The sequence below is a fragment of the Vibrio hepatarius genome (genome assembly GCF_011806575.1).
GTDB lineage: Bacteria > Pseudomonadota > Gammaproteobacteria > Enterobacterales > Vibrionaceae > Vibrio > Vibrio hepatarius_A.
The window spans coordinates 83,489-109,368 of the sequence record NZ_JAATOO010000014.1; the positions used below are offsets into that span (position 1 = coordinate 83,489).

Sequence of the window (25,880 nt, forward strand, 5' to 3'; positions counted from 1 at the left end):
TGGCAGTAGTGTCATCAATCATCTATTCTAGTCCTATCGGTTAACAACGTAGATGATTAACTATGCGAAAATCTCTTTTGCTCCTTGCAGTCACTGCTTCTTTAAGTGGGTGTGGTAAGGAGCTTCCTCCTGTTCCCGAGCCTGATTCTAGGCCAGCAAAACTATTCACTATCTCTGTCGGTAATTCTTCTTTTGAACGACAGTTTCCCGCCACCACAGAGGCAGGTGATAAAGCCGTTCTTGCATTCCGTGTTCCGGGAATGCTGCAATCCATTGATGTCGTCGCGGGCCAACCAGTCAAAAAAGGTGATCTACTAGCGACACTAAATCCAGACGAGTACACTCTTCTTGCCGACCGAGCCAACGCGGAGTTTAAGCTCGCGGATGTTCAGTTTCAGCGCTACAAAAAACTGAGAAAAGATAAAGTGGTGTCTGAGCAGGATTTTGACCAAGCGAAAGCCAACCGCAACGCCGCGAAAGCAAGCCTTGAGCAAGCCCAAGCGAATTTGCGCTACGCGACACTCGTGGCACCATATGACGGCACCGTTTCGCTTATTCCTGCAGAAAATCATGAGTATGTTGCAGCCAAGCAAGGTGTGTTGAATATTCAAACTAATCAGTTGATCAAAGTTAATTTCCAGTTGCCAGACTACTTGCTTAACCGCTTTTCTAGCGGTGAGAATATCAGTGCAACGATGAGCTTTGACGCTTTTCCTGACAATGCGTACCCACTGACATTCCAAGAAATTGACACAGAATCCGATTCTAAAACGGGTTCATATAAGGTCACCATGAGTATGGAAAGACCTGAGAATGTTGGTATCTTGCCGGGTATGGCCGGCTCTGTTCGCGCGGTTGTTGAATCAATGGGTGATACGCCGATCCCGCATTCGGCTCTGTTTGAGCAAAACGGTGAGACGTTTGTTTGGCGAGTTGGCCAAGATGGAATCGTCGAGCAAGTGGCCGTCGTGCTGAATGAAAAACGCCAAGTGAAGAGCGGTCTAAATGATGGTGACCGTGTCATTATCTCAGGTGTGGGTGACATAGAGGCGGGCATCAAGGTTCGCGAGTGGATCAAAGAGCGAGGATTGTAAGATGAATAAGTGGATAAGTATTTTCGCCCTTTCATCGGCGGCAATCTTGGCTGGCTGCGGTGGAGAGCCTCAACATACCGATTTCGGTTTACCCAAAGTGAAAGTACTGGATATAGGTTCTCAGCCGCAAAACGAAGCAAAACTGTACTTTCCTGCGGTTGCGAATGCGGCAGAACGTTCTCACTTGAGTTTTCGCGTTGCAGGCGAAATAAGTAAGTTGTATGTCAAAGAAGGCGACAAGCTGGAAAAAGGCGATGTGATCGCGGAGTTAGACCCAACTGACTACCAACTAGATGTCGATAATGCTAGCGCGCGCTTTAGCGTGGTGAATAGCCAGTTCCGCCGCTCTAAGCCGCTGGTGGATAAAGGTCTGCTTGCCAAGTCGCAGTTTGATGAAATTGCAGCAAACAGACAGATCGCTTTTGCCGAGCTCCAATTGGCTAAATTGAGATTGTCTTTTACTAAATTGATCGCTCCTGTGGATGGTGTCATCTCACGTGTCAGCGTTGACCAGTTTGAGAATGTTCAAGTCGGTCAACACATTGTCAATATCCACAGTTTGGATAATGTGGAAATTTTAATTCAGCTACCAGACCGTTTGTACATCAATCAACCAACCCAAGAAACACTCGCTGAAGTCGACGCGCTAGTAAAAGTGCCGAGTGGGAATGAATACCACGCGGCTATCAAAGAATTTACGACTGAACCTGATCCTGCTACTGGTACGTTTACCGTGACATTGTCACTTCCTATGCCGGAGGATGAATACATTCTCGATGGTATGGCAGTGGAAGTGACCTCCAAAGGCGAAGATGTTGGTTTGGATTTAAACCTTGGTGTCCAGATCCCGATTGAAGCGGTGTTTAACCAAGATGGCGATGATATCGAACGCGAAAACAAATATGTTTGGCTACTGAACCAAGACGGGACGGTATCTAAACAGCAAGTCGTGCTGGGTAAAGCAAGTAAAGAGGCAGTTCAGGTGCTAAGTGGGCTAAGTGAAGATCAAACCATTATTGTCTCGGGCATTGCGCGATTGCGTGAAGGTATGCAAGTAGAAGTCGTGGAACAGGAGGCAGGTAATGAATGAGCAAAAAAACAACGTGCCTCAAAGCGATGATGACGTAACAGGCATTGCGGCATATTTCATCCGAAACAGAGTGATTAGCTGGATGATTTCGCTGATTTTCTTGATTGGCGGTACCGCGGCTTTCTTTGGCTTGGGACAACTTGAAGACCCGGCTTTTACCATTAAAGATGCGATGGTCGTGACCTCTTATCCGGGGGCGACACCTCAACAAGTGGAAGAAGAGGTGACGTATCCACTTGAGAAAGCGATCCAACAATTGACCTATGTTGACGAGGTGAATTCGATATCGAGTCGTGGCCTTTCACAGATCACCGTAACGATGAAAAACAACTACGGTCCTGATGATCTTCCTCAGATCTGGGATGAGTTGCGCCGCAAAGTGAATGACGTAAAAAACCAATTGCCACCTGGTGTTAACGAACCGCAAGTGATTGACGACTTTGGTGATGTCTACGGCATTTTGTTGGCCGTCACCGGTGATGGTTACAGCTACAAAGAGCTACTGGACTATGTCGATTACTTGCGTCGTGAACTCGAACTTATCGATGGCGTGAGCAAAGTATCTGTTTCAGGTCAGCAACAAGAACAGGTCTTTATCGAAGTCTCGATGAAGCGCTTGAGTAGCTTGGGTTTGTCGCCAAATACCGTTTTTAACCTACTTTCGACACAAAACTTGGTGTCTGACGCTGGGGCGATTCGTATTGGTGACGAGTACATTCGTATTCATCCAACGGGTGAGTTCCAAAACGTTGATCAATTAGGTGATTTGATTATTACCGAGAGTGGTGCACAGGGACTTATTTACTTACGAGACGTGGCAGAGATAAAACGCGGCTATATCGAGGTTCCGACCAATATCATCACGTTTAACGGCAAACTTGCGCTGAATCTTGGTGTCTCGTTTGCACAAGGTGTGAACGTGGTGGAAGTGGGCGAACGTTTTGACCGTCGTCTTGCCGAATTGAAGTACCAACAACCTGTTGGTGTCGATATTTCTGAAATCTACAGCCAGCCAAAAGAAGTTGATAAGTCTGTTAGCGGGTTTGTGGTCAGTCTTGGTCAAGCGGTGGCGATCGTAATTATCGTGCTGCTGTTCTTTATGGGGTTACGCTCTGGCCTATTGATTGGCTTAATTCTCCTGCTTACCGTGTTGGGTACCTTCATTTTTATGAAGTACTTTGCCATTGACCTGCAGCGTATCTCGCTCGGTGCGTTGGTTATCGCCTTGGGTATGCTGGTGGACAACGCCATCGTGGTGGTCGAAGGGATATTGATCGGAACCCAAAAGGGGCGAACGAGACTGCAAGCCGCAACGGATATTGTTACGCAAACCAAATGGCCGTTGCTTGGCGCGACCGTAATTGCAGTTACCGCCTTTGCTCCGATCGGTCTTTCCGAAGACTCGACCGGTGAATACTGTGGCACTTTGTTTACCGTGTTACTTATTTCACTTATGTTGAGTTGGTTTACCGCGATTTCGTTGACGCCATTCTTTGCGGATATTTTCTTTAAAGGGCAAAAGCTCTCTCAGGAAGGCGAGGATAGCGACCCATACAACGGTATGATCTTTGTGGTCTACAAAGGTTTCCTCGAGTTTTGTATGAAGCGCGCTTGGCTAACGGTGATTGTGCTGATTCTAGGCTTGGTCGCGAGCATTTACGGCTTTACCTTCGTTAAGCAGTCGTTCTTCCCATCATCTACAACGCCGATGTTCCAAACTGATATCTGGCTTCCGGAAGGGACAGATATTCGCGCAACCAACACTAAGCTCAAAGCGCTAGAAACTTGGTTGGCGGAACAAGACGGTGTCGCGCATGTCACCACCACGGCTGGTAAAGGCCTGCAACGCTTTATGCTGACCTACTCGCCAGAGAAGAGCTACGCTGCTTATGGTGAAATCACAACACGTGTTGAACACTATGAACAGCTACATGACTTGATGACAAACTTCCGAGCGTACCTGGAAGCCAACTTCCCTGAAATCAACTACAAGCTGAAACAGATTGAATTGGGTCCTGGTGGTGGTGCGAAGATTGAAGCGCGTATTATCGGTTCAGATCCAACGGTTCTGCGTAGCATAGCGAAGCAAGTTGAAGACATTATGTACGCGAATCCAGGAGCGACCAACATCCGTCACGACTGGCGCGAACGTACGAAAGTGCTTGAACCGCAGTTTAACGAAAGTCAGGCGCGTCGTTATGGCATTACCAAGTCAGATGTGGATGACTTCTTAGCGATGTCGTTCTCAGGCAAAGCAATCGGTGTCTACCGAGACGGTACAACCCTTATGCCGATTGTGGCGCGTTTACCTGAAAGCGAGCGCGTTGATATTCGTAACATCGAAGGTATGAAGATTTGGAGCCCTGCGTTGAGCGAGTACATTCCGCTACAACAAGTGACAATGGGTTACGACTTACGTTGGGAAGATCCGATCATCGTGCGTAAAAACCGCAAACGTATGTTAACGGTCATGGCCGACCCAGACATTCTTGGTGAGCAAACTGCGGCGACGTTACAAAAGAACCTCCAGCCTAAAATTGAAGCGATTGAGCTACCACCAGGCTATTCGTTAGAGTGGGGCGGTGAATATGAGTCTTCAGGTGATGCACAAGCGTCTCTGTTTACTACCATGCCAATGGGCTACCTGTTCATGTTCTTGGTTACTGTGTTCTTGTTTAACTCGGTGAAAGAGCCGTTGATTGTTTGGTTGACAGTACCGCTGGCGATCATGGGGGTGACGACGGGTTTGTTGGCTCTGAATACTCCGTTTGGCTTTATGGCGCTACTTGGTTTCTTGAGTCTGTCGGGTATGTTGCTTAAAAATGGTATCGTGCTACTGGATCAAATCGAGATCGAAATGCAGTCTGGTAAAGACCCTTATATTGCGGTGGTAGATGCGGCACTAAGTCGTGTTCGTCCGGTATGTATGGCGGCGATTACTACTATTTTGGGTATGATTCCGCTGCTACCAGATATCTTCTTTAAACCGATGGCAGTAACTATCATGTTTGGTTTGGGTTTTGCTACCGTGCTAACACTCATCGTAGTTCCGGTGCTTTACCGATTGTTCCATCGGGTTAAAATACCTAATTAGAGAGAACACGGAACAACGCCTCTGACAATCTCAGGGGCGTTTTTATAAGGAGAAGTAAATGAGTACCGACAATACCTGCGCTTGGGCAATGAACCATGAGTTAGAGCGTGCGTACCACGATGCGGAATGGGGTGTACCTGTTTACGACGATCAAGTTCTGTTTGAATTTATTACTCTGGAAGGCGCTCAGGCTGGCTTAAGCTGGATCACCATTTTGAAAAAACGCGAAGGCTACCGCGCGGCATTCGAAAACTATGACTTGGATAAGTTGGTGACTTTCGGTGAACAGGACGTCGAACGTATTATTGAACAGTTTGACGTAGTGAAACATCGCGGAAAAATTGCCTCGGTATTTAGCAACGCTCAAGCCGCAAAAGCGCTAATAGAGGAGTACGGCAGTCTTTCCAATGCGCTTTGGCAATTTGTTGACGGCAAACCTATTGTCAACCAATGGACCGAGATGAGCCAAGTCCCTACCTCAACCGAGCAATCTAAAGCTTTGAGTAAATTCTTAAAGAAAAAGGGCTTTAAGTTTGTTGGCGAGACTATTTGTTATGCGTTTATGCAAGCGGTAGGCATGGTTGATGACCACCTTATCGGGTGTCCAAAAAAACAACAGTCATAGTTTATTAAAAATCCCCGCTTTATTGAGCGGGGATTTTTATCTTTTAATCGATTATCAAGCGATAACTACGCGGTGGTTTCTTTCTCAAGAATTAACGCGTTGTAGCGAGCAAAGCCTTGCTCTAAATCAGCAATCAAATCGTCTACATCTTCAAGGCCAACGTGAATACGGAGTAGCGTGCCTTCAAAGTTTGGGTTTGCGACGGTACGCAGGCTGTTAAAACTTTTTGGTTCGTTAGCCAAAATCAAACTCTCAAAACCACCCCAGGAATAGCCCATGCTGAAGTGCTGCATACCGTCGAGTAGCGCTGTCGTCGCGCGCGGGTAACTTGTTTTCAATACAAAAGAGAATAAGCCGTTGCCGCCAGTAAAGTCGCGTTTAAAGAACTGGTGACCCGGGCAGCTTTCCAGTGCTGGGTGGCGAACATGGTCTACTTCCGGGCGAGATTGAAGCCACTCTGCCACTTTAAGGCTGTTCTCAGCATGTTGACGCAGGCGGACATCCAAAGTGCGGATGCCACGTAAACCTAAATACGCGTCATCTGGAGAAACGCATTGTCCCATCAAGTAGCTCTGCTCGCGTAATTGATCCCAGTACTTTTCACTCGCAACGGCAGTACCCAACATGACATCTGAGTGACCGACGATGTACTTAGTCGCGGCTTGAATCGAAATATCTACGCCATGATCAAACGGTGAGAAGTTCACACCTGCCGCCCAAGTATTATCGAGCATGACGATGACGTCGTGGTCGTGGGCGATACTGGCCAAGGTTGGCACGTCCTGTACTTCCATAGTGATTGAGCCCGGAGACTCCAAGAAAAGAACTTTAGTGTTTGGCTTAATCAGCTCTTGAATGCCTTCTCCGATCACCGGATCGTAGTAGGTAGTCTCGACGCCTAACTTCTTCAGAATTTGGTCACAGAAGTCTCTGGTAGGTTCGTAACAGGTATCCACCATTAAGATGTGGTCGCCTGTTTCAACAAATGAAAGGATGGTATTAGAGATCGCGGCAGTACCACAAGGGTAAAGCGCACAACCAGCACCACCTTCGATCTCTGTCATTGCTTCTTGGAATGCAAAATGAGTAGTGGTGCCGCGGCGTCCGTAGAAAAGGGTCTTATTGGTGCGGTTTACCGCAGCGTGATGCTTCTCGGCAACGGTGTTAAATACCACCGTCGATGCACGTTGCACAGGAGGATTGACGACTCCATTCGTCCATTTTTTATCTCGACCTGCGGTAATGTATTTGGTTTTCTTGCCTTCCGACATCTGAAGTCCTTATCAAAAAGTGTGTTGCCCCTATTTAAAACATGGCAACACATTATTATCAAGACCCTAAAGGAGTGGATTGAACAAGTAAAACACCCGCTCAAGGAATCGAGAGTACATTGAACGCTCATGCCACTCTTTGAGTTTGACCTTATGCGAGGCTTCCATGTAGCTCTTTTGTAGCCAGTACATCTCTTTAGTAAAGGCTTCATCATCGATGGCGAGCGTCAGTTCAAAATTGAGCCATAAGCTGCGCATATCCATGTTGACTGTTCCCACCAAACAGAACTGTTCGTCAATCACGACTGACTTAGTGTGCAGCAAGCCGCCGTAAAACTCATAGATCTCAACACCCGCTTCCATCAGCTCGGTATAGAAAGAGCGCGAAGCCCATTGCACCATTATCGAGTCGTTTTTCAGTGGGATAATCAGCTCAACTTTAATACCCCGTTGCGCGGTCATCTTAAGGGTTTCTAGTAAATCCGCACTTGGTACAAAGTAAGGGGTGGTAATACACACCGATTTGTTGGCCTGATTGATCGCCAGAGTCAGTACTTGAGAGATCAAGTGTTCTGGCATCCCCGGACCAGATGGAACAACTTGAATCGGATGCTGTGGCTCATTAGGGTCAATGCGGCACTCAGGAAGCTGAGGCATGGTTCGAGCACCGGTTTCGACTTCCCAGTCCCAGCAGTGAATCGCTGAGAGTACGTTGACGGTCGGGCCGGTGACACGCACCATAATATCGACCCACTGACCAACGCCCGAACTCTGCTTAAAGTAAGCTGGGTCGACGAGGTTCATCGAACCTGTATAGCCGACTTTGTCGTCAATAACGATGATCTTACGGTGTTGGCGCAAGTCGAGTCGACGCAGGAAGATACGCCAAGGACTAACTTCAAGAGCCTGTAGAACTTCAATGCCGGACTCTTTCATCAAGGAGTACCACTGACTTCTGAAAAAGCGTGGACTCCCAGCAGAATCGAGCAGTAACTTGACGTCGACACCTCGCTTCGCCGCGCGAATAAGCGCAGAGGCCACAGAATCCGCCAATCCGCCTGGATGCCAAATATAAAAGACCATACGAATGTGCGATTTAGCATTTTCGATGTCTTCAATAATCGAGTGAAGAATGTCGTTCGGTGAGCTTTGTAACGAAAGGGTGTTACCACTCAGCGCCGGCAAGCCCAATCGGTTATTACATAGTTCATCAATACGATAGATATGACGACCAAAGCTCTCTGGACGATGGGCATGACAATCGTTGAGTTTTGCGAACCATTCGGCAAACGGAGCCAACATCTCTTTTGCACGTTCAGCACGTGTGCGACCTAAATTCAATTCGCCAAACAGGAAGTAGCAAGCCACTCCGACAACGGGCAGGATATAGATGATCATTAGCCAAGCGAGTGAAACACTGACAGCACGACGTTTGAGTACGACGCGAATCGTGACACCAGCAACTAAGACCCAGTACAAGACGATACTTGCGATTGTTAGAAAGTGATAAAACTTGTCCATTCAGTTACCTAGGAGCAATAGCGCCACTTAATAGTACATGTCACATGTGCATAGCGACAAGGAATAGCGTAGTTAGGTGTGGGAATTTTCAACGAAAAGTTAAAAACAGTTAGCTAATCGTAATCGGCAGGCAAAAGAGTAGGTATCTGAGCAAAAAAGCAGCATTTAAACATATTATTTACAATTATGTCGAAAAAATGTACTGAGTGCTCTTCCAATTTTAATCCTAAACTGATTTACTTGCTATAACGTTAGCGTCACTCAAAATTCTAATAAGTGTAAAAAAATAAATACACTCTACTTTTAAAGACGGCTAACCGAAGCATACACAACATATAAAACTAGTTTAATGGAGTAACCGTGGCTACAACTACAAGTTCAAAGCCCCGTGATACGTGGGGGTCTAAATTAGGCTTCGTAATGGCCGCAGCAGGTTCTGCTGTTGGTTTGGGCAATATTTGGAAGTTTCCATATACGGCGGGTGAGAGCGGCGGCGGCGCGTTCGTTGCAATCTACCTATTCTTTGTAATTTTCATCGGCTTTAGTGTGATGCTCACTGAGTTCACTATTGGCCGTAAGACAGGTCTTTCTGCAGTTGGTGCATTCAAGTCAACGGATCGTCGCTGGACGTTTACCGGTGTCATGGGTGTTGCCAGTGGTCTACTAATTATGGGTTTCTACCCTGTAGTTGGTGGCTGGGCTGTAGCGTACATTTTTAAAGTGGGTGGTGGTCTTTTGAGCACGCCTGAAGCCATTGGCGATAGCTTTGGCGGGTTCATTTCTGATCCTGTTCAGCCACTAATGTGGATGGGTCTATACCTATTCCTTAACGTACTTATCGTAATGAAAGGTATCTCAGGTGGTATCGAAAAAGCGGGTAAGATCCTTATGCCGCTACTGTTCCTGATTCTGATTATCGTATCAGTGAAAGGTTTGATGCTACCGGGCGCGACAGCAGGCTTAGAATTCCTATTCATGCCTGACTTCTCTAAAGTTGACAGTACGGTTGTACTTGCGGCTCTTGGACAAGCGTTCTTCTCCCTAAGTCTGGGTATGGGTTGTATGATGACTTACGGCTCTTACTTGAAGAAGAAAGAGAACCTGGTTCAGACCACAGGTATGGTTACTGCAATGGATACCGGTGTAGCGATTCTAGCGGGTCTAGCGATGTTCCCTGCGATGTTTGCATTTGGCATGGAACCAGCAGCTGGTCCTGGCCTAGTATTCGTTGTTGTTCCTCAGCTATTTGCTGAAATGGGCGGCTTCATTGGTCTATTGCTAGCGCTACTGTTTTTCATCGGTCTAAGTGTTGCGGCACTAACATCTTCAGTCTCTCTACTTGAAGTTGTGGTTTCGTACTTGATTGACGAGAAAGGTATGAAGCGTTCAACAGCGGTTGTGACGGCAAGTTCAGTCATGGCGACGCTATGTATCGTTGCTTCGCTATCACTTGGCGGCGTTGGTCCTCAACTATTCGGTACAGGCGCGTTTGATATCTTCGACCTACTAACAGACAAGATCTTCCTTGCTGTTGGCGGTATGTTGGTATGTATCTTTGCGGGTTGGCGCCTAAGTCGCGCAGACCTAGAGAAAGAAATCACCAACGATGGCGAAGTGTCTTTCCCACTATTTGGTCTATGGTACAACCTAGTTAAGTACGTAATTCCAGTAGCAATTGCAGTCGTTGCATTCATGGGGATTAAGTCTGGTTTCGATAGCGGTAAAGGTGAAATCATGATGCTAGGTATCGCAATCATCGCACTAACAGGTATCTTTTCGAAGAAACTCTAAGCTGAATCAAAAGCGAACTGAAGCGGGAGCTCGTAAGGGCTCCCGTTTTTTTTGTGCGTTTTTCGTACTGGCATTTTTAGATTAATTGAGCTTTTTTACATAAATTTAATTGTAATGTGATTTGTGTCACATAAAATATGCACACAATGTAAGGGGTTACTCCCAACCCTGTACGAAATCACGAGCAATGATTTCAGATACTGAGAAGTTAACTAAGCACATAATTTAAAAAAGGAACCTAGACGGTGAGAATGTCAGTTCGCAAAAAATTGTATACGAGTTTCGGTGCCATATTAGCAACAATGCTAGTGATGATTGGGATTATTACCGTAGAAGTGGTCAATTCGCATACTATCGCGGAAGAATTAAGAACCGATGATGTCCCTGAAACTGTTGGCTACATGGCTTTGATTGATGAGTCGGGTGACATTTACCGAGATGCAGTGGGCATTATTATCAATACCAGTGGTGCATCCAGTGAATATGGTGCAAACAAAGAGCAGTTTTTAATTGCGTTGCAAGAGGTTAAACGCCTAGAGACTGTCGGTGGTGAAGACTACCGTAACATCGAAAAGATCGAGCGTTACATGAATACGTTTATCGATGCGTTCGAAAGCCAAATCTTACCTAATGTTAGTGATGCAAGTTTACGTGACAACGTAGAACATGTTCGACAGTTGTACGAAGCAAACCTTGCTCCGATCGAAGAGCTACTGAATGCAGCAACGATCGATGGCCGCCAAGGTACGCAAGAAGCGCTATTAGAGTTAACCGACTCTTTTAACGATATTGAGTACTCTATCTACATTTTGGGCAGTATTGCGTTTATTGCGACTCTAGTGATCGCTTACTTATTGTCTAATTCTATTACTGGCCGTTTGACAGCACTTGATTCCTTGGCGCAACGTGTGGCGGAAGGTGACCTAACGGCTGAACCAATCGAAGATGACTCTGGCGATGAGCTGTCGAATCTCGCTAATTCTTTAAACCAGATGCAGTCTTCGCTAACCAGTCTAATCGGTTCAATTTCGGTGGTGTCAGATGAAGTGAAATCAGTGACTGGTGAGCTTTCAGTGATGAGCCAAGACATCGTGTCAGGTGCGAGTAGTCAGGCAGATAAAGCCAACTTGATTGCGACCGCAGCAGAAGAGTTAAGCTTGACCATCGCTCAAGTTGCAGAGCAGGGCGCATCAACGTTTGAAGAAGCACGTAGCTCAGAGGCGACGGCAGAGCAAGGTCGTGGCGTTATTGTAGAGATGGTGCAAAGCATCCAGCAGGTCTCTCAACAAATGGCAGATATGTCCGTACAGATGAACAGCCTAGGTTCGCACGGTGAAAAGATCGGCGCGGTGATCAAAGTGATTGAAGATATCGCAGAACAAACCAACTTATTGGCGCTAAACGCGGCGATTGAAGCAGCGCGTGCGGGTGAGTTTGGTCGAGGGTTCGCTGTGGTAGCCGATGAAGTTCGCGCGCTAGCCGAGAGAACCACCAAGGCAACCCAAGAAGTGGGTGAGATTATCCACGCAATCCAAGTTGGTACCAATGAAGCGGTGAGTTACACCGAAGATGGCTGCCGTCTGGTGGAAATCGGTGTTGAGCAGAGCTCTGGTGCGGTGACGTCACTTGAAGAAATCGTTGCAGGTGCAGGCAATGTTCAAGGAATGGTGAACTCGATTGCCACCGCTGCAGAAGAACAAACGGCGGTGACGAAAGAGATCGCGGCTGATATTACGTCTATCAGTGATATTTCGGTACGCTCGTTGCAGTTGGCGACCGATAGCTCGCAAAGCGTAGAAGGACTAAACCATAAAGTGCAAGAACTTGAAGGTCTAGTCGGCAAGTTTAAGCTCGCCTAATCGCTTAGAATCGGTATACTTCTGGCTCCAAACGTGGAGCCAGTTTTTTATGTTCACAATTCTACATACGCATCCAGACTTTCTGATCATCAACAAACACCCCAACGTCTCTGTACATAAAGACGATGGGGATACGATGCTGCTACAAGAAGTGGCAAAGCAATCGGGTGATGAAAAGCTCTATCTGATCCACCGGCTGGATAAAATGACTTCGGGGATTTTGTTGCTCGGAAGAACAGCAAAAGCCGCGAGTGAATTGTCTCAAGCGTTTGCAGAACGCCAAGTAGAGAAGTTCTATCTGGCGATTGGCAGTAAGAAACCCAAGAAAAAGCAAGGCTTGATCAGCGGTGATATGGAACGCTCTCGACGCTCGTCGTGGAAACTGCTCAACAGCCAAAACAACCCAGCCGTGACGCAATTTTTCTCAGCCGCTGCTGAGCCTGGTGAACGACTGTTTCTTTGTAAGCCGCACTCTGGGAAAACTCACCAAATTCGCGTTGCACTGAAATCGATAGGCTCAGCGATCATCGGCGATCCGATTTATAACAGTACCAGCCAAGCCGACCGCGGCTATCTCCATGCGTTTGCACTTTCTTTCCCATTTCAAAATGAGACTTTCCGCTTCGTGTGCGACCCAAGAAATGACTCGAAAATGGGTGAGAAATGGAACCAAGAGACAGTCAGCCAAGGGATTAATGATTGGCTGAAACCATGGGACATCTCGTGGCCAAAGATCAACAAATGACAGGATCCAATATGCAAGCATCGTCACTCGAACTCTTTTTTGATCAGCTCAAGCAACAGCTTACCAACGCTCCGCATGAAGTGCGCCGTTTGTTCCATGGCCGTGGTAGAAAATATCAAGGTCTTGAGCAAATCACTTGTGATTGGGCACAAGGACAGTTGCTGGTTAATCTGTTTAAACAATCCGATGAAGCGTTCTTAGCGCAGCTAAAACATGGCTTACTTGAGCTTACACAACAGCCTGTTTGGCAAGAAGTGCAAGGTTCTGCGATTGTTCTCCAGCATCGTTACGATGACGGAGCTCCGTCGGAAGTGCTATTTGGTGAACTAAACAGTCGACCTGTCGTAGTGGAGTCTGGGGTCAAGTATCAATTGGATATCGGTCGTAACCAGAACTTTGGCCTGTTTTTAGACATGCGTTATGGCCGTGATTGGGTACGTGAACATGCCAAGCATAAAAATGTACTCAACCTATTCGCTTATACCTGTGGTTTTTCTGTCGCGGCGATTGCTGGTGGTGCCGATATGGTGGTTAACGTCGACATGGCTAAAGCATCCCTGTCGAAAGGGCGGGATAACCACCGACTCAACGAACATAACTTGAATCAAGTGAAGTTCCTTGCTCACGATATTTTCAAATCTTGGGGCAAAATAAAAAAATCAGGTCCGTACGAGTTAATCATTATTGATCCGCCATCGTTCCAAAAGGGCAGTTTTGCACTGACCAAAGACTACAAAAAGATTTTACGTCGTCTACCAGATTTACTCGCACCAGGCGGGCAGGTTCTGGCTTGCGTCAACTCACCTCAAGTAGACTGCGATTTTCTTATCGATAGCATGAAAGAGGAAGCACCGCAGTTAAGCTTCGTTAAGCGGTTAGAAAACCCGCCTGAGTTTGCCGACATTGATGAGCAGGCAAGCCTCAAGGTGTTGGAGTTTTGCTACTAAGATGAAAAAGGCCAGTATCAACGAAATACTGGCCTTTTCGTTATTTGAGAGTGTGGAAGCCTGAATAAATGCGGGTGAAAGTGGTGAACCAGCATGCTGCGCCAAATACATAGGCGATCACGGCAAAGTATTGCGGAAGTAGACAGAACAAAACGAAGCACGTGATGGTTTCGGTCCCTTCGGTTAATCCACTCATGTAATACAACGACTTATTCTTATATACCGGGTTTTCGATACCACGCTTGCCCGCCATTGTAGCAAAGGCGAGAAAGCTGCTTCCTGTACCGATGAAAGCAAAAATCAAAAACGCGCCAGCGATGGCATTTTGCGCAGGGTTTGCCAAGACAAAACCAAACGGAATCAGTGAATAGAAGAGAAAATCCAAACTGATATCCAAGAACCCTCCGGCGTCTGTGATGCCTTGGATCCTTGCCAATGCGCCATCCAGACCGTCGGCGATTCGATTGAGTGCAATGAACAGCAGTGCCAAGCCATAGTGCTCAAAAATAAGCGCTGGAAAAGCCGCACAGCCCAACACAAAGCCGAAAACGGTGATTTGATTGGCAGTGAAACCTGCTTTATCAAGCACCTTTGCCCCTTGAGCGAGAGGCTGGCGGATCACTTTTATACTGAGTCGGTCAAGCATGCTCTGGCTCCCATGGCCAATGGATACAACGACTGCCATCGGGAATATCATCTTCATCGTGAGTGACTAGTAGTGCAGGGATATTCGCCTGCTTTAACTGCTCGATAACCCAGCAACGAAATTGTACTCTCAACTCTTTATCGAGCTTACTATAAGGCTCATCCAGCAAGGCGACTTTAGGCTCTGCTAGCAGCATTCGACTTAGGCTAATTCGCGCTCGTTGGCCGCCAGAAATCTGCTCGGGAAACGAGTCGGCCAGCTTAGACAGTGAGAGGTGCTTCAGTGCTTGTAAGGCTTTTTCCTTTCGTTCGCTTGCTTTGATGTGGTTTGGTAATGCAAATGCTAAATTTTCCCAGATACTTAAGTGGGGGAACAACAAATCATCTTGAAACAGAATCCCGACTTGACGCTGATGCGCGGGCAGAGCTTGCAAATCTGCACCGTTGAGAGTAATCGCTCCCGTGCAGGTGAACTCCGAAGACAAATGGCCGGCAATGGCATCCAATAGGGTGGATTTGCCACAACCACTCGGACCCATTAACGTAATGATTTCGCCGTTTTCTACGGTGATATTGAGCGACGAGAATAGAGTCTCACCACTTATTTTACGGATGGCGAGGTTTTCGAGACAAAGACTCATTAATTGATAGACCTTTAATTGTTAGTCTGCGGTATCGGGTTTGTAGTCGGCTGATGGCAATCGCAAACGCAAAGAACATCAGCGGTAAAACTGCTTGCCATATTGCGTAAATTGCGGTGACACGGCGGTCAAAGCCACTTGATAACGCCACTGCTTCGGTCGTCAATGTACTGATGCGACCTGCGCCGAGTACAAGGGTCGGCAAGTATTGCGCCAAACTGACACTAACGCCCACTGCCCAAGCGAATACAACCGCTGGTAAAAGAATCGGCAGCTTCACTTTGAACCACGTATACAGTGGTGATTTTCCTAAGCTGAGCGATACGCGGGTTAAACCATCATCAAAGCCTCGCCACGGTCCATCGAGAGACAGATAAACGTATGGGAAGGCGAAGAATATATGTGACCAACATACCCATAGCCAATAGCTATCGCTGCTCAAATAGAGTGTGGCAACCTGCATGCCAAACAATATCGACAACTGTGGGATCAGCATCGGCACCGCGATAATGTAACCCGGCACTTGCCAGCGATGACGCAGGCGATACTCGTGGCTGAGCAGTGCTAAAATGAGCGCGATAGAAGCACTGACTACGGCCAATAGCAAACTTTGCTCTAGAGTACTAAGAATACTGTCCCACTCATATTGCCAAAAGCGAAAACTAAAGCGAGAAGGGAGTAAGTCAGGGAAGCGCCAACGCTGTGCGAAACTCCAGATAACCATCAGTGGCAGCATTACCGTAGTCACGATCACAATCAGGCTGAATAGGCTTTTCCCAGGCAGCGACAAACCTTGTCGACCGGAATATTGCCAGCTTCGGTAGTAGCGTGTAACCAGCCATTCAATCAACCGAGCGATGGCGATGGTGATGCTGGCAAGGAGAAACAGCACCACGGCACCAGCTGCTGCGCGGGGCAGTAGTGAAAGATCTGGGTCGTTAAACCACTGCCATACTAATACTGCAAATGTCGGAGGGTTACTCGGACCGACAATTAATGCGACGTCAACCACCGACAAACTATAGGCAAGTACCGCCATCATCGGAAAGCGAAGTTTACTAAACCATTGTGGCAAAATACATTTCCACCACGTTTGTGATGATGTATATCCCATTGAATGGCTGACTTTTTCTAATTTGTCGACATTGAGCTGTTGCAAAATCGGTATGCTCATCAGCAGCAAGAAAGGCACTTCTTTCAGCGCCAGCATCACGATCAAGCCGATCGCTTTGGGATCTCTGACTAAACTTGCTAAGTCATTTACGCCTTGACTGCTTGGGTCGTACTCAAAGATGTTTGCTAGCAGACGTACGCCCATGCCTGTTGGTGCAAATAGAAAAGCAAATCCGATCGCAAACGCGACATGAGGCATCGCAAGCAGCGGCGACAGTGCTAGCTCAATCTTACGCCAAAATCGTGTTCCCCAAGCGGATTGGAGTACAGCAAAAGTGATTAAGCAAGCCAAGTAACTACTGATGAATGCGGTGTAAAGCGTCATACTGATTGACTGCCAAACACCTGCCCATCCGAACACTTCTCTAAAGCCATCAAGGGTAAACTGATGCAATCCCAGAGGCGGAATATAGCCCAGAGCCGATATGGCTACCCCCAGCAACCCGGGGATAGTCGGTAGAATGCAAACCGCAATAATGACGAGATAGAGCGTTCTTAACATTGTTGGCCTTAGTTACCGTAGCGTTTAAGCCACTCTTTCTCTAGCGCACTTTGCCAGCTAGGGTGTGGCTCGGCAATCGACTTAAACTGCTGGGTGTTTTTTGCACTGCCAGATAAGTATTCGCCGCTTAGTACCGATGGATCACCCCAAACACTGAGGTCGCCTTTACGTGATTGAGCTTCAGGGCTCAATAAAAAGTTAATCGCCACTTGAGCACCCGCTTTGGCATTGGCATTCCAAGGGATAGCCAAGAAGTGGATATTCGATAACGCGCCTTGATTCATTGCATAAGCCGTTGCGCTTTTTGCTAAATTGCCGTTGGCTTGAGCAGAGTAAACCGCATTCGGGTTAAACGTAATGGCGAGGTCAATTTGGCCGTCATCAAGTAGCTGAATGGTCTCTGCAGTGCCCGCTGGAAACTGCTTGCCACCACGCCAAGCGACGGTGTGAAACTCATCTAAGTAGCGCCAAAGCGGTTTGGTAACAAGTTCAAAGTTGTCCTCAGAAACAGGTTGTTGCAACGCTTGATCATTGCCTGTGAGTTCGATCAGTAGTGCTTTTAAAAAGCTGGTGCCGTGAAACTCTGGCGGACGAGGATAGGTCAGGCGGTTAGGAAACGCTTTGGCATAGCTTAGCATTTCAGAAAAGGACTCTGGCGGGTTGTTCAGCGTCATTTTGTCATGAATAAACACCAGTTGACCGACACCCCATGGTGCTTCAAGACCGTTTGTTGGTTCTGAAAAGTCGACATCCACTGGTAGTGTCTTATCAACGTATTGCCAGTTAGGTAACTGCTCAACGAAAGGCCCAAACAACAGCTGGTTATCTTTCATCGATTTAAAGTTCTCACCATTAATCCACACCATATCGACGCTGCCACCTGCATTTTTACCCGCTGCTTTTTCTGCGAGTAGGCGTGTGGTGGTTTCCGCAATGTCGGTGACTTTAACGTGATTGAGCGTTACGTTATAGCGGTCTTTTAGCTCTTTTCCCGCCCATTGGATGTATCGATTGATCTCCTGACTTCCACCCCAAGCGTGAAAATAGACGGTTTGGCCGTTAGCTTGTTGTTCTACGTCTTGCCAATTGTCTGCAAAAGTCGGTGCCGAAATGGTGGCAGCCAGAATACCTATGGTGCTCAATAGCTTTTTCATGCTGTGTCCGTTTTATCTACTTATTTGAATTTAGGCTTGTGATTAGCCCTTTCCCTTACAAAGGATAGTAATTCATATTGAACGATTATCAACTTTGGATTTGATAATAGATTCAGTCAATTAACATCACTGTGGTATAGAATTATTTGAGTTGCTGGAATTCTCTTCACCGCATAACCACATGAATCACCAGACCGGAGAAGTAGAGCGTTTCTTTCATTAAGCAGATTGTTTTCGTGCGAGAAAATCGAAAGAGATGCTGATTTAAGCAAGCGGTTGGATAAGCTACTTGGTTAAGATAAACAAAAAGCAGCCGTTTGGCTGCTTTTCAAATTCAGAGTTATCAGTGCTGAGAAATTAGTTTTTCCAGTCGCTTAGCTTGAATGACAACGTGTGCACGTCATTTTTCAGTGTCAAGGTGTTGTCTGTTAGCGTGACATCGCTCCACTCAGTCAATGTTTGCGATACCGCTTGTTCGACATCCATGATGTCGCCGATACACATCTTCATTGTCATACCCATCTTGTTGATGCGTAATTGGTTGTTTTTTAGTTCACTTTGACCAAAGAAGTTGTTACAGCCAGCGTTACCGTTCGCCATCATGTTTTCGCCAATTTCTAGACGAGGTGCTTTTGCTCGGCCTTCTGCTACAAACTCTTTACCATCAATGCTTACTAGCTCCCAGTTGTGGTGCTGTAGATCTTGAGCCGTAATTTGTTTCACATCTTCACCAGTGCTTGAACAAGCTGTCATCAGTACAGGTAGGGTAATTGCTGCAAGTAGCGTTTTTGGACTAAGCTTCATAATAATCAACTCCAATATGCGGATAAGGTATTGAACACTGGTTGTTGTTCAATTCAATGCATTATAGGTAATAAAACACTGTTTTTGTCAACGGAGCGTCATAGTTTGGACTAAGTCACACTGTTGAATTGCTTGATAAACATTCAACGTTAGATGGCATAAAGTCGGTCATTATATCAAGGTTAGTGAGGCGAAATTGGAGCAGTTAGAGTTTTTCAACGTCCCCAGCCCTTGCGTCGGTGTCTGTACTGTCGATGAGCGAGGCTATTGTCGTGGTTGCATGCGTAACCGCGATGAACGCTTTAATTGGCTGACTATGTCTCCTGCTCAGCAATTGCATGTGATTAAGTTATGTAGGCAGCGTTATCTTCGTAAACTGCGTAAAGGCCAGATTGATAACGTGGGTGGGCAAGAACCAGAAAGTCCGCAGCAAGACTTATTTTAACATCCAAGAACTGCTGTACCTTAATCGTCAAAGAGAGCCCATGACTAGACTCTCTTAGCTTTTTGCTATGCGCTATTTTAAACCCCAATGATCGCTGACCCAACCGCCTGCGTGTTCGTCATAGTGGCTGCCAGAAAATCGATGATTCCGTTCTACTTTTTGGTCATTAGTGGGCTTTGTATCAATTAACCGTTGAATGTAGTTCGCCATAGGATCACCACTTTGCAGTCGTTCGTGCCGAGTTGCTACCTCTTTAATCAGTTGAAGACGGTATGAGTTGCTTGCACGTTTCATTCAGTGATCCTCCTTGGTTATGACACTAATATGAAAAGTTAGAAGCTGAACTAGGGATCGTCAACTTGGAAAAATGCCTTTACCGGTCGCAATACCCATCGAACGACTTTAGAGTGGTGACATCATTTTTGTGACTTAATCCTAAGCCGTTAATAAACCGAATGTTTCAATAACCAAATCTCTTGTAGAGTGACACAAAAAGTTCATATTCGGATTTGTTATAAACTTGAAGGCTGTAACAACCTATTGTTAGACGGGGGGCCGTAGCCACAAAAAAGCCCTGCGATGGCAGGGCTTAGAGATTAAGACTCGCAGTTTTTCTGCGTGATTAATTCGTCAATCAGCAACTGGCCGCGTGAATTGCGCATTTTGATACGGTAGCTCAAGCCGACCTCTAAGTTACTCTTTGTGTCTTTGTTCGTGCAGTAGGTCTGGATGCTGCGCTTTAACACCTCATTCACTGGTTTTGCGCCAGGCGCATCTTGGTTGTAAACCATCATGATCTCAATCGTTGTGCTTTTCGCTGTCGCTCTGAGTATCGAAAGAGGCCCTGCTTCAAGCGGCAACTCCGCAGCGAGCAAACCCGCTCGGTTATCCGCAAGTAACTCTAAGTGGCGCTGTTTTTCAGCCGACGAGGAACATCCACCAAGGATCGCACCTGCTAACACCAGAGCACTAAGTTTTAAGTAGTTATTCATAATTAGAATACTTTTTTGAATGGCTTAACAATGACGCTTTGATAAACACCAGCTTCAATATACGGGTCAGCGTCTGCCCAAGCTTGTGCTTGCTCTAGTGAGTCAAATTCGGCAATAACGGTAGAGCCTGTAAAGCCCGCTTCTCCAGGATTATCTGAGTCAATGGCTGGCATTGGACCTGCGGTTAGCAAACGACCTTCATCTTGCAGTTTCTGTAGGCGGTCCAAGTGAGCAGGGCGGACACTCATGCGTTTTTCAAGTGAATTTTCAATATCTTGAGAGAAGATAACATACCACATGACTCAATTTCCTTATTTGGTATTTTCGAGAAAAAATAAGTTCTTACTGTACCGCAACACTTTAATAATAGAAGTCAATTCAAAGACAAAGTGTGAATCTTATCGTTAAACCGTGCGGATAGGGCGCGGCTTTCCTTCGGTATCAATGGCGACATAGTTAAATGTCGCTTCGCAAACTTGGTAGCGATCTTGAATACCATCTTCCGTAACTGGCTTGACCCACACTTCTAGGTTGATCGACATTGATGTTCTACCTATTTTGGTACATTCACCATAGCAACAAACCACGTCTCCGACACGAACCGGCTTTTTAAAAGTAATACTAGAAACGGAAACGGTAACGATACGACCTGACGAGATTTCTTTGGCTAAGATGCCGCCTGCAAGGTCCAACTGAGACATGATCCAACCACCAAAAATATCACCATTGGCGTTGGTATCTGCTGGCATGGCTAAAGTTCGAAGTAATAGTTGGCCTTTCGGCGCACTGATTTGCTGACTCATATTCTGACACCCGTAACAAACGAAACAGCGACCAAAGCGGTCGCTGTAAGCCCTCCACGAGGAGGGAAAATAATCACGATTGTAACAAAGTTATAGGGTTAATCGCTAGAGTCTGGTTTGCTGAGGTCTTTTGGCATGTGCTTGTAGATGTAGATACCAGTGAGCAGAGTAAAACCAAATGTCGCAGCCAGAAGACCGAAGACTTTAAAGTTGACCCAAACATCAAGTGGCAGTTCGTACGCGACATAGATATTTAGACCCGCACAGAACGAGAAGAAAGCAACCCATGCCCAAGTAACTTTGGACCATACCGCGTCTGGTAGGGTAATCTCTTTGCCTAGCATACTTTTGATGGCTGATTTGCCGATCGCGTGGCTCACCGCTAAACCAATCGCAAACACCATGTAGACGATGGTCACTTTCCATTTAATGAAATTATCGTCGTGGAGGAAGATAGTCATGCCACCAAATACGGCAACCATTAGAAAGGTGATTAACTGCATTTTCTCTACTTTTTTGTACATCAAGTAGGTCACTACAACCTGAATGGCCGTCGCGACAATCAGCGCACCTGTTGCCACGTAAATGTCCTGCATCTTGTACAAGGCAAAGAAGATTATCAGCGGGATAAAGTCGATCAGTTGTTTCATTAAAAATATCTTGTAGTAATCAAATTGCCCTCAGTCTAACCAAATCAAACCGGAAGACAAAGGGCTTAGTGACAATCTGAAACAACTCAGTAGTAAACTTGCTTGAACTGCAAATCGTTATGAGTTGATTCGAAAGGTGTGGATGCAATGAGTACGGCTATACGACGCTTTCGGCTGAGAGGACCGACTCTAGCGTCGAATTAAGTGCATCTTTGGTCGCCGGTTTAGACAAACGCCCGTCCATCAATTCACCGATCTTAGCCAGATCTTCTTCAGCAGCTTCGCCTGAGAGCGCAATAATCGGGATGGCAGGGAACGATTTCTTAATGATTTCCGCCGCTTCAAAACCATCCATTACCGGCATCTGAATGTCCATAAAGATCAGATCAATTGGATTGTTTTGAATAATCTCAATCGCTACTTTACCGTTGTTAGCAAGAACTACTCCGTAACCCAATTGCTCTAGATAAAGCTTCACTAGGGCGCGTTGCACTTCTTTATCATCGACAACCAGAATCATTTGGTTTTTGCTGACAGGTGCTTGTTTGCTTGACGATGTGGCCACAGGTCGTGCTGGTGACGCCGGTGTCTCTATCTGTTCACGTTGAACATTCGCTAAGCTGATATTACTGATTGGAAAGGCGAGAACAAATTCGGTGTAGTGACCTTCTTGAGAAAAACAGCGTATAGAGCCACCAAACGACTTCATGACGCGTTTACAGTAACCTAAGCCCAAGCCACTACCACCACTTTTGTTATGACTAAAGAAATCATCAAAAATGCGTGCGAGTAGCACTTCGGGAATGCCCGGGCCAGTATCGCGAACAATGATCTTGTTTTCAAACTCGTCGGCTTCAGTACGAATTTCCACCGTACTGTCAGGGAACGAATCAAAGTAATAGACTGCGTTGCGCAGCAGGTTAAACATCACGAAGTTAAACAAGGTTTCATTGATGTTGGCGACAAAATCATGCTCTAAATGAACGTGTACGCGCTGAGCGTCTGAGTCCTTATCAAAACCATATAAAGTGACAGCATTTTGGATCGTGGTTCTCATCGAAATCGGTTCTACTGGTTCTAACTCTAACGAGGATGAGTTGACTTCACGCAGAATAATGTCGATTAACTGGCGACCACGAGTGATAGCGTGCTTACCTTTAACCACATGCTGAGCGAGTTGATCATGTGGCGCGGAATTTGCCAAGTTTTCACTGAGTGATTCGAATTCGAGTTGAACTTGCGCCAGCGGGTTTCTCATCTCGTGGGCGATCGAGTTTGCCAGTGCTTGTGCTTGTCGCAGTTTTTGATCGTAGTTAATGTGAACCTGAACTTTTTTAAGCACGCGCTCAAGCGCTTTGAGCTCTTCATAAGAGAACGTCACACCTGCCAGTTTATGGCTTGAAACCAACACGTGAGACAGCTTGTTTTTACTCTCATAGATTGGCAATACCAGCGCAGACTGAGTTTGGTGCATGCTGCTGTGTAACTCTGAAAGCTCTTCAGTTGTTGACTGCTCAAGTTTGTCTTCCAGCTCATCAAGTACGAGAGGCGTTGAGTTGGTTTCAAAATAGCTGCGGAATTTACTCGCGCCTTGATAATCATCCAATAGCTTGAGTTTATCGCTTGGTACACCTAAGTATTGGGCAAGGGTGTCCATCGCCGCGGTGGGTGAGTATTGGAACTGGCTTTCCAATCGCGCGATTTTGTCGGTAGGAGAGAGCGCATTGCCATACAACACATAGTTAACCATGACTTTTAGTCGTTTAAAGCAGAGTGGCCAAGTCACACCAACAAACATTGATGTCGCTAAGATCGACATCGTGGTGACAATAAAGTAGCGATCTAATAGCAGGATTAATCCTGTGTAAACGGCTGCCGTGAGTGTCACGGTTAGAGAGACGGCACACATGTGGCGTAGGCTGTAAAAGCGAGATGCTAGGATTGCATACCCCATGAAGATCATCTCGCTGATGGAAAGCGCAGGTGGTAGCCAAGTAAGCGAGAAATCGTTAAACACATAAGTGAAGCCAAGTTGTATCACCGCCGTTGAGCACATGAAAATCGTCATGCCGAGTATCATGTAGTTGATCCGCGTACGGCGGATTCGGCTAGCGCTTCCGCGAATTGAGAACAAGTTGATAAACGACAGAACAACCAGCACGGTTAAGCCCAAGAAAAACGGTTTGGTGTATTCACCAAAATCGAGCACAAACTGGCTAGGTCCGTCGATTGACACGCCTTTAATGGTTAAATCAGGTAGTAAGTTCCATGTTAAGCAGAGCAGGATGGTCGCGTTGGAAATAAAACTCTGAATGAAAAATGGCTTTGCTTGTGTGTAATGGGTTTTCAGTTTGACGGTAAAGAAATACGCCGAGCTAAATGCAAGTAGTGCCGAGAGGTTTGCCACCAAAGCCATAATCTTGGCGGAGTACTCACCAAACTCGACCAAGTATCCGGTGTGGAAATATGCATTGCTCATTATCCAGATGAACAGGCCGAATGTGTAACTGATGTAGTAGCTGTATGACTTGATACTTTTGGAACCGTACTGGCGGTTCATTGAGGTGCAGAAATACCCCGCCCAAACGAACACGAGTATTCCCGTGAGGATAAGAACGATAGCTTTAGGGTAAAGCAGGTGCTCAAGTAGTGAATTATGCATGATTCACTCCCTGCTGTTTTTGGTTTCTCTGTTTCATTCGATTAAAAGCGAGAGATTTGTAACGTTTGAAATCACAACGGGTCAGTTCTTCGTTAAGGCGTGGAATAACCCACAGGCCTTTATGAGTTGGGTTTTCGGAACCGGAAATATGGCTGTAAACCAAAGGGCAAAAAGCGTCATTAGGTAAACTGGCATAAAACTGAATCATCAATGGTTGCTCGATAACAACGAACGCCAATTGTAAACTACGTTCAACGAGTCTTTGCATCAATCGCTTTTGCGACAGGTACAAATAGAAAAGCTTCTGAGCGGTGGTTCCGCTAACGGTAAGGCGAATAATCTCGCAACAGGCTTGTTGGTTAGAAATATTTTGCCACAACCAAGTGTCGAGGTGTTTCACGTTGGTATTGTCTACGTTCTGGGTTGATTTTAACAGCTTTCTTTCTTGCAATACTTGCAGTGGTTGGTGCGAGGTCAACGTGCTCCATTGGGACGTCTGGAAAAAAGGCGAGAAGTAAAGCCATTCGTAGGCAGTATGGTGTGGGTTTACTCTCGCACTGGAAACCAGAATAGGGTAGTCACTACCATTTGGTTTAGCAGTTAAAAGAAAGTGCGTACCACAAGCCGAAAGATCAAGGTGATTAAGTACTTCATACCAATTCTGTTGCAGCACAAATGTCGACAAATTGATCATCATGATCGCATCTGGCAGCGTGACCGGTTTTGAATAATGCAACGTATAGTAAAGCTGTATAGATGATTGCACGTCATCAACCAGCTCGTCCTGATAGGCTTTCTCGTTCAGTGACAACAGAGGCTGAAATTGGTCAACAGTTTCGCCGCTCAGTTCATTGTACTTACGCATCAGCTTCCATAGTAGGAAGTAACACCATGCTTCAGCCCAATTATTAAAAAGGTTAAGTGTAGAATGTTCCAACTCTGACCAGCGTGTCGGCCAGTGGCTAGGGTAGCTACGTAATGAGTGTTGGAAAGCAAGAGAGCTAATTTGATAAGCGATAGTTTCATTCGCCATGTCTGGGTAGCGGGCATGAAAAAGCGTCAAACGATCCGTAAGAACTTGTTTGAAAAAGGAGTAACTGTCAGTACCAAACTGATGATGAATTTCAGTAAATAAGGCGACCGCGCTTTGAGAGGTATTCGCATCCATGTAAGCGCTTTTCTCAATCCATGCCATTTGACGAAATTTGTGTTTATTATTTTCTCCTAATACTAGGTTGATTGATTGAATACGCAAATGATTTTATAAAAAATTCCATTAAGCTCACTAATATTGTCGCATAGGTGGCAAATACGACGGGGAAGGATGTTTACTCAACCATGTTCTTATGAGCGTCTTCACAGCTTGAATTGA

At 46.2% G+C, this 25,880-nt stretch carries 23 protein-coding genes; 9 read left to right on the forward strand and 14 right to left on the reverse strand.

The annotated features are described in order from the left end of the window. Positions 1-62 precede the first annotated feature (62 nt). Genes HCZ42_RS12805 through HCZ42_RS12820 form a run of 4 tightly spaced genes read left to right on the forward strand, consistent with a single transcriptional unit; the run spans position 63 to position 5,903 of the window. Complete coding sequence (locus tag HCZ42_RS12805) at positions 63-1,094, forward strand: efflux RND transporter periplasmic adaptor subunit (RefSeq protein ID WP_167421069.1); 1,032 nt, start codon at positions 63-65, stop codon at positions 1,092-1,094. 1 nt (position 1,095) lies between these two features. Further along, a complete protein-coding gene (locus tag HCZ42_RS12810; RefSeq protein ID WP_167421070.1) occupies positions 1,096-2,184 on the forward strand; it encodes an efflux RND transporter periplasmic adaptor subunit in 1,089 nt (362 codons plus the stop codon). Next, complete coding sequence (locus HCZ42_RS12815; RefSeq protein WP_167421071.1) at positions 2,177-5,278, forward strand: efflux RND transporter permease subunit; 3,102 nt, start codon at positions 2,177-2,179, stop codon at positions 5,276-5,278. The genes HCZ42_RS12810 and HCZ42_RS12815 overlap by 8 nt, the downstream gene beginning before the upstream one ends. 58 nt (positions 5,279-5,336) lie before the next feature. Next, positions 5,337-5,903, forward strand: a complete 567-nt coding sequence (locus HCZ42_RS12820; RefSeq protein WP_167421072.1) for a DNA-3-methyladenine glycosylase I — start codon at positions 5,337-5,339, stop codon at positions 5,901-5,903. 65 nt (positions 5,904-5,968) lie between these two features. Here the strand turns inward: HCZ42_RS12820 and HCZ42_RS12825 are convergent, their stop codons facing one another. Both HCZ42_RS12825 and cls read right to left on the reverse strand, forming a co-directional pair. Beyond that, on the reverse strand, positions 5,969-7,174 hold the full coding sequence (locus HCZ42_RS12825; protein WP_167421073.1) for a cystathionine beta-lyase: 1,206 nt from the start codon (positions 7,172-7,174) through the stop codon (positions 5,969-5,971). Positions 7,175-7,240: 66 nt separating this feature from the next. After that, entirely contained in the window at positions 7,241-8,695 is a 1,455-nt protein-coding gene (gene cls / locus HCZ42_RS12830) for a cardiolipin synthase (protein ID WP_167421074.1), read from the reverse strand. A gap of 360 nt (positions 8,696-9,055) precedes the next feature. Here cls and HCZ42_RS12835 point away from each other — a divergent pair, with 360 nt between their 5' ends. The 4 genes from HCZ42_RS12835 to HCZ42_RS12850 all read left to right on the forward strand — a co-directional run bounded on the left by HCZ42_RS12835 (position 9,056) and on the right by HCZ42_RS12850 (position 14,037). Further along, positions 9,056-10,486: a sodium-dependent transporter gene (locus tag HCZ42_RS12835; protein WP_167421075.1), complete on the forward strand. Its 1,431-nt coding sequence runs from the start codon at positions 9,056-9,058 to the stop codon at positions 10,484-10,486. Between the two features lie 245 nt (positions 10,487-10,731). Next, positions 10,732-12,345 carry a methyl-accepting chemotaxis protein gene (locus tag HCZ42_RS12840; protein WP_368484191.1) on the forward strand — a complete coding sequence of 538 codons (1,614 nt, stop codon included), beginning with the start codon at positions 10,732-10,734 and terminating at the stop codon, positions 12,343-12,345. 49 nt (positions 12,346-12,394) lie between these two features. Next, entirely contained in the window at positions 12,395-13,090 is a 696-nt protein-coding gene (locus HCZ42_RS12845) for a TIGR01621 family pseudouridine synthase (protein WP_167421077.1), read from the forward strand. Between the two features lie 11 nt (positions 13,091-13,101). Then, positions 13,102-14,037: a class I SAM-dependent methyltransferase gene (locus HCZ42_RS12850; RefSeq protein WP_167421099.1), complete on the forward strand. Its 936-nt coding sequence runs from the start codon at positions 13,102-13,104 to the stop codon at positions 14,035-14,037. Between the two features lie 40 nt (positions 14,038-14,077). On the opposite strand, the gene HCZ42_RS12855 is transcribed toward HCZ42_RS12850, so the two are convergent. The 5 genes from HCZ42_RS12855 to HCZ42_RS12875 all read right to left on the reverse strand — a co-directional run bounded on the left by HCZ42_RS12855 (position 14,078) and on the right by HCZ42_RS12875 (position 18,956). After that, entirely contained in the window at positions 14,078-14,683 is a 606-nt protein-coding gene (locus HCZ42_RS12855; protein WP_167421078.1) for a CDP-alcohol phosphatidyltransferase family protein, read from the reverse strand. Beyond that, positions 14,676-15,323 carry an ATP-binding cassette domain-containing protein gene (locus tag HCZ42_RS12860; protein ID WP_167421079.1) on the reverse strand — a complete coding sequence of 216 codons (648 nt, stop codon included), beginning with the start codon at positions 15,321-15,323 and terminating at the stop codon, positions 14,676-14,678. Before HCZ42_RS12860 ends, HCZ42_RS12855 begins: the two co-directional genes overlap by 8 nt. Then, complete coding sequence (locus tag HCZ42_RS12865) at positions 15,289-16,998, reverse strand: ABC transporter permease (protein WP_167421080.1); 1,710 nt, start codon at positions 16,996-16,998, stop codon at positions 15,289-15,291. The genes HCZ42_RS12860 and HCZ42_RS12865 overlap by 35 nt, the downstream gene beginning before the upstream one ends. 8 nt (positions 16,999-17,006) lie before the next feature. After that, positions 17,007-18,152, reverse strand: coding sequence for an ABC transporter substrate-binding protein (locus HCZ42_RS12870; RefSeq protein ID WP_167421081.1), 1,146 nt, complete (start codon positions 18,150-18,152; stop codon positions 17,007-17,009). Positions 18,153-18,509: 357 nt separating this feature from the next. Further along, positions 18,510-18,956, reverse strand: a complete 447-nt coding sequence (locus tag HCZ42_RS12875; protein WP_167421082.1) for an META domain-containing protein — start codon at positions 18,954-18,956, stop codon at positions 18,510-18,512. Positions 18,957-19,152: 196 nt separating this feature from the next. On the opposite strand from HCZ42_RS12875, the gene HCZ42_RS12880 reads away from it, so the two are divergent. Beyond that, positions 19,153-19,401, forward strand: a complete 249-nt coding sequence (locus HCZ42_RS12880; RefSeq protein ID WP_167421083.1) for a DUF1289 domain-containing protein — start codon at positions 19,153-19,155, stop codon at positions 19,399-19,401. Between the two features lie 72 nt (positions 19,402-19,473). Here HCZ42_RS12880 and HCZ42_RS12885 read toward each other — a convergent pair whose 3' ends face one another. The 7 genes from HCZ42_RS12885 to HCZ42_RS12915 form a co-directional block, all read right to left on the reverse strand. Further along, the gene (locus HCZ42_RS12885; RefSeq protein WP_167421084.1) at positions 19,474-19,695 is read right to left on the reverse strand and encodes a hypothetical protein; all 222 of its coding nucleotides are present in this window, start codon (positions 19,693-19,695) and stop codon (positions 19,474-19,476) included. A gap of 302 nt (positions 19,696-19,997) precedes the next feature. Then, on the reverse strand, positions 19,998-20,393 hold the full coding sequence (locus tag HCZ42_RS12890) for a GspS/AspS pilotin family protein (protein ID WP_167421085.1): 396 nt from the start codon (positions 20,391-20,393) through the stop codon (positions 19,998-20,000). Between the two features lie 2 nt (positions 20,394-20,395). Beyond that, positions 20,396-20,692 carry a YciI family protein gene (locus HCZ42_RS12895; protein WP_167421086.1) on the reverse strand — a complete coding sequence of 99 codons (297 nt, stop codon included), beginning with the start codon at positions 20,690-20,692 and terminating at the stop codon, positions 20,396-20,398. Between the two features lie 105 nt (positions 20,693-20,797). Next, complete coding sequence (gene yciA / locus HCZ42_RS12900; protein WP_053410337.1) at positions 20,798-21,196, reverse strand: acyl-CoA thioester hydrolase YciA; 399 nt, start codon at positions 21,194-21,196, stop codon at positions 20,798-20,800. A gap of 98 nt (positions 21,197-21,294) precedes the next feature. Continuing rightward, positions 21,295-21,846 carry a septation protein A gene (locus HCZ42_RS12905; protein WP_167421087.1) on the reverse strand — a complete coding sequence of 184 codons (552 nt, stop codon included), beginning with the start codon at positions 21,844-21,846 and terminating at the stop codon, positions 21,295-21,297. Positions 21,847-22,003: 157 nt separating this feature from the next. After that, the gene (locus tag HCZ42_RS12910) at positions 22,004-24,508 is read right to left on the reverse strand and encodes a hybrid sensor histidine kinase/response regulator (RefSeq protein ID WP_167421088.1); all 2,505 of its coding nucleotides are present in this window, start codon (positions 24,506-24,508) and stop codon (positions 22,004-22,006) included. Continuing rightward, on the reverse strand, positions 24,501-25,676 hold the full coding sequence (locus tag HCZ42_RS12915; RefSeq protein WP_167421089.1) for an acyl-homoserine-lactone synthase: 1,176 nt from the start codon (positions 25,674-25,676) through the stop codon (positions 24,501-24,503). The genes HCZ42_RS12910 and HCZ42_RS12915 overlap by 8 nt, the downstream gene beginning before the upstream one ends. Positions 25,677-25,880 lie beyond the last annotated feature (204 nt).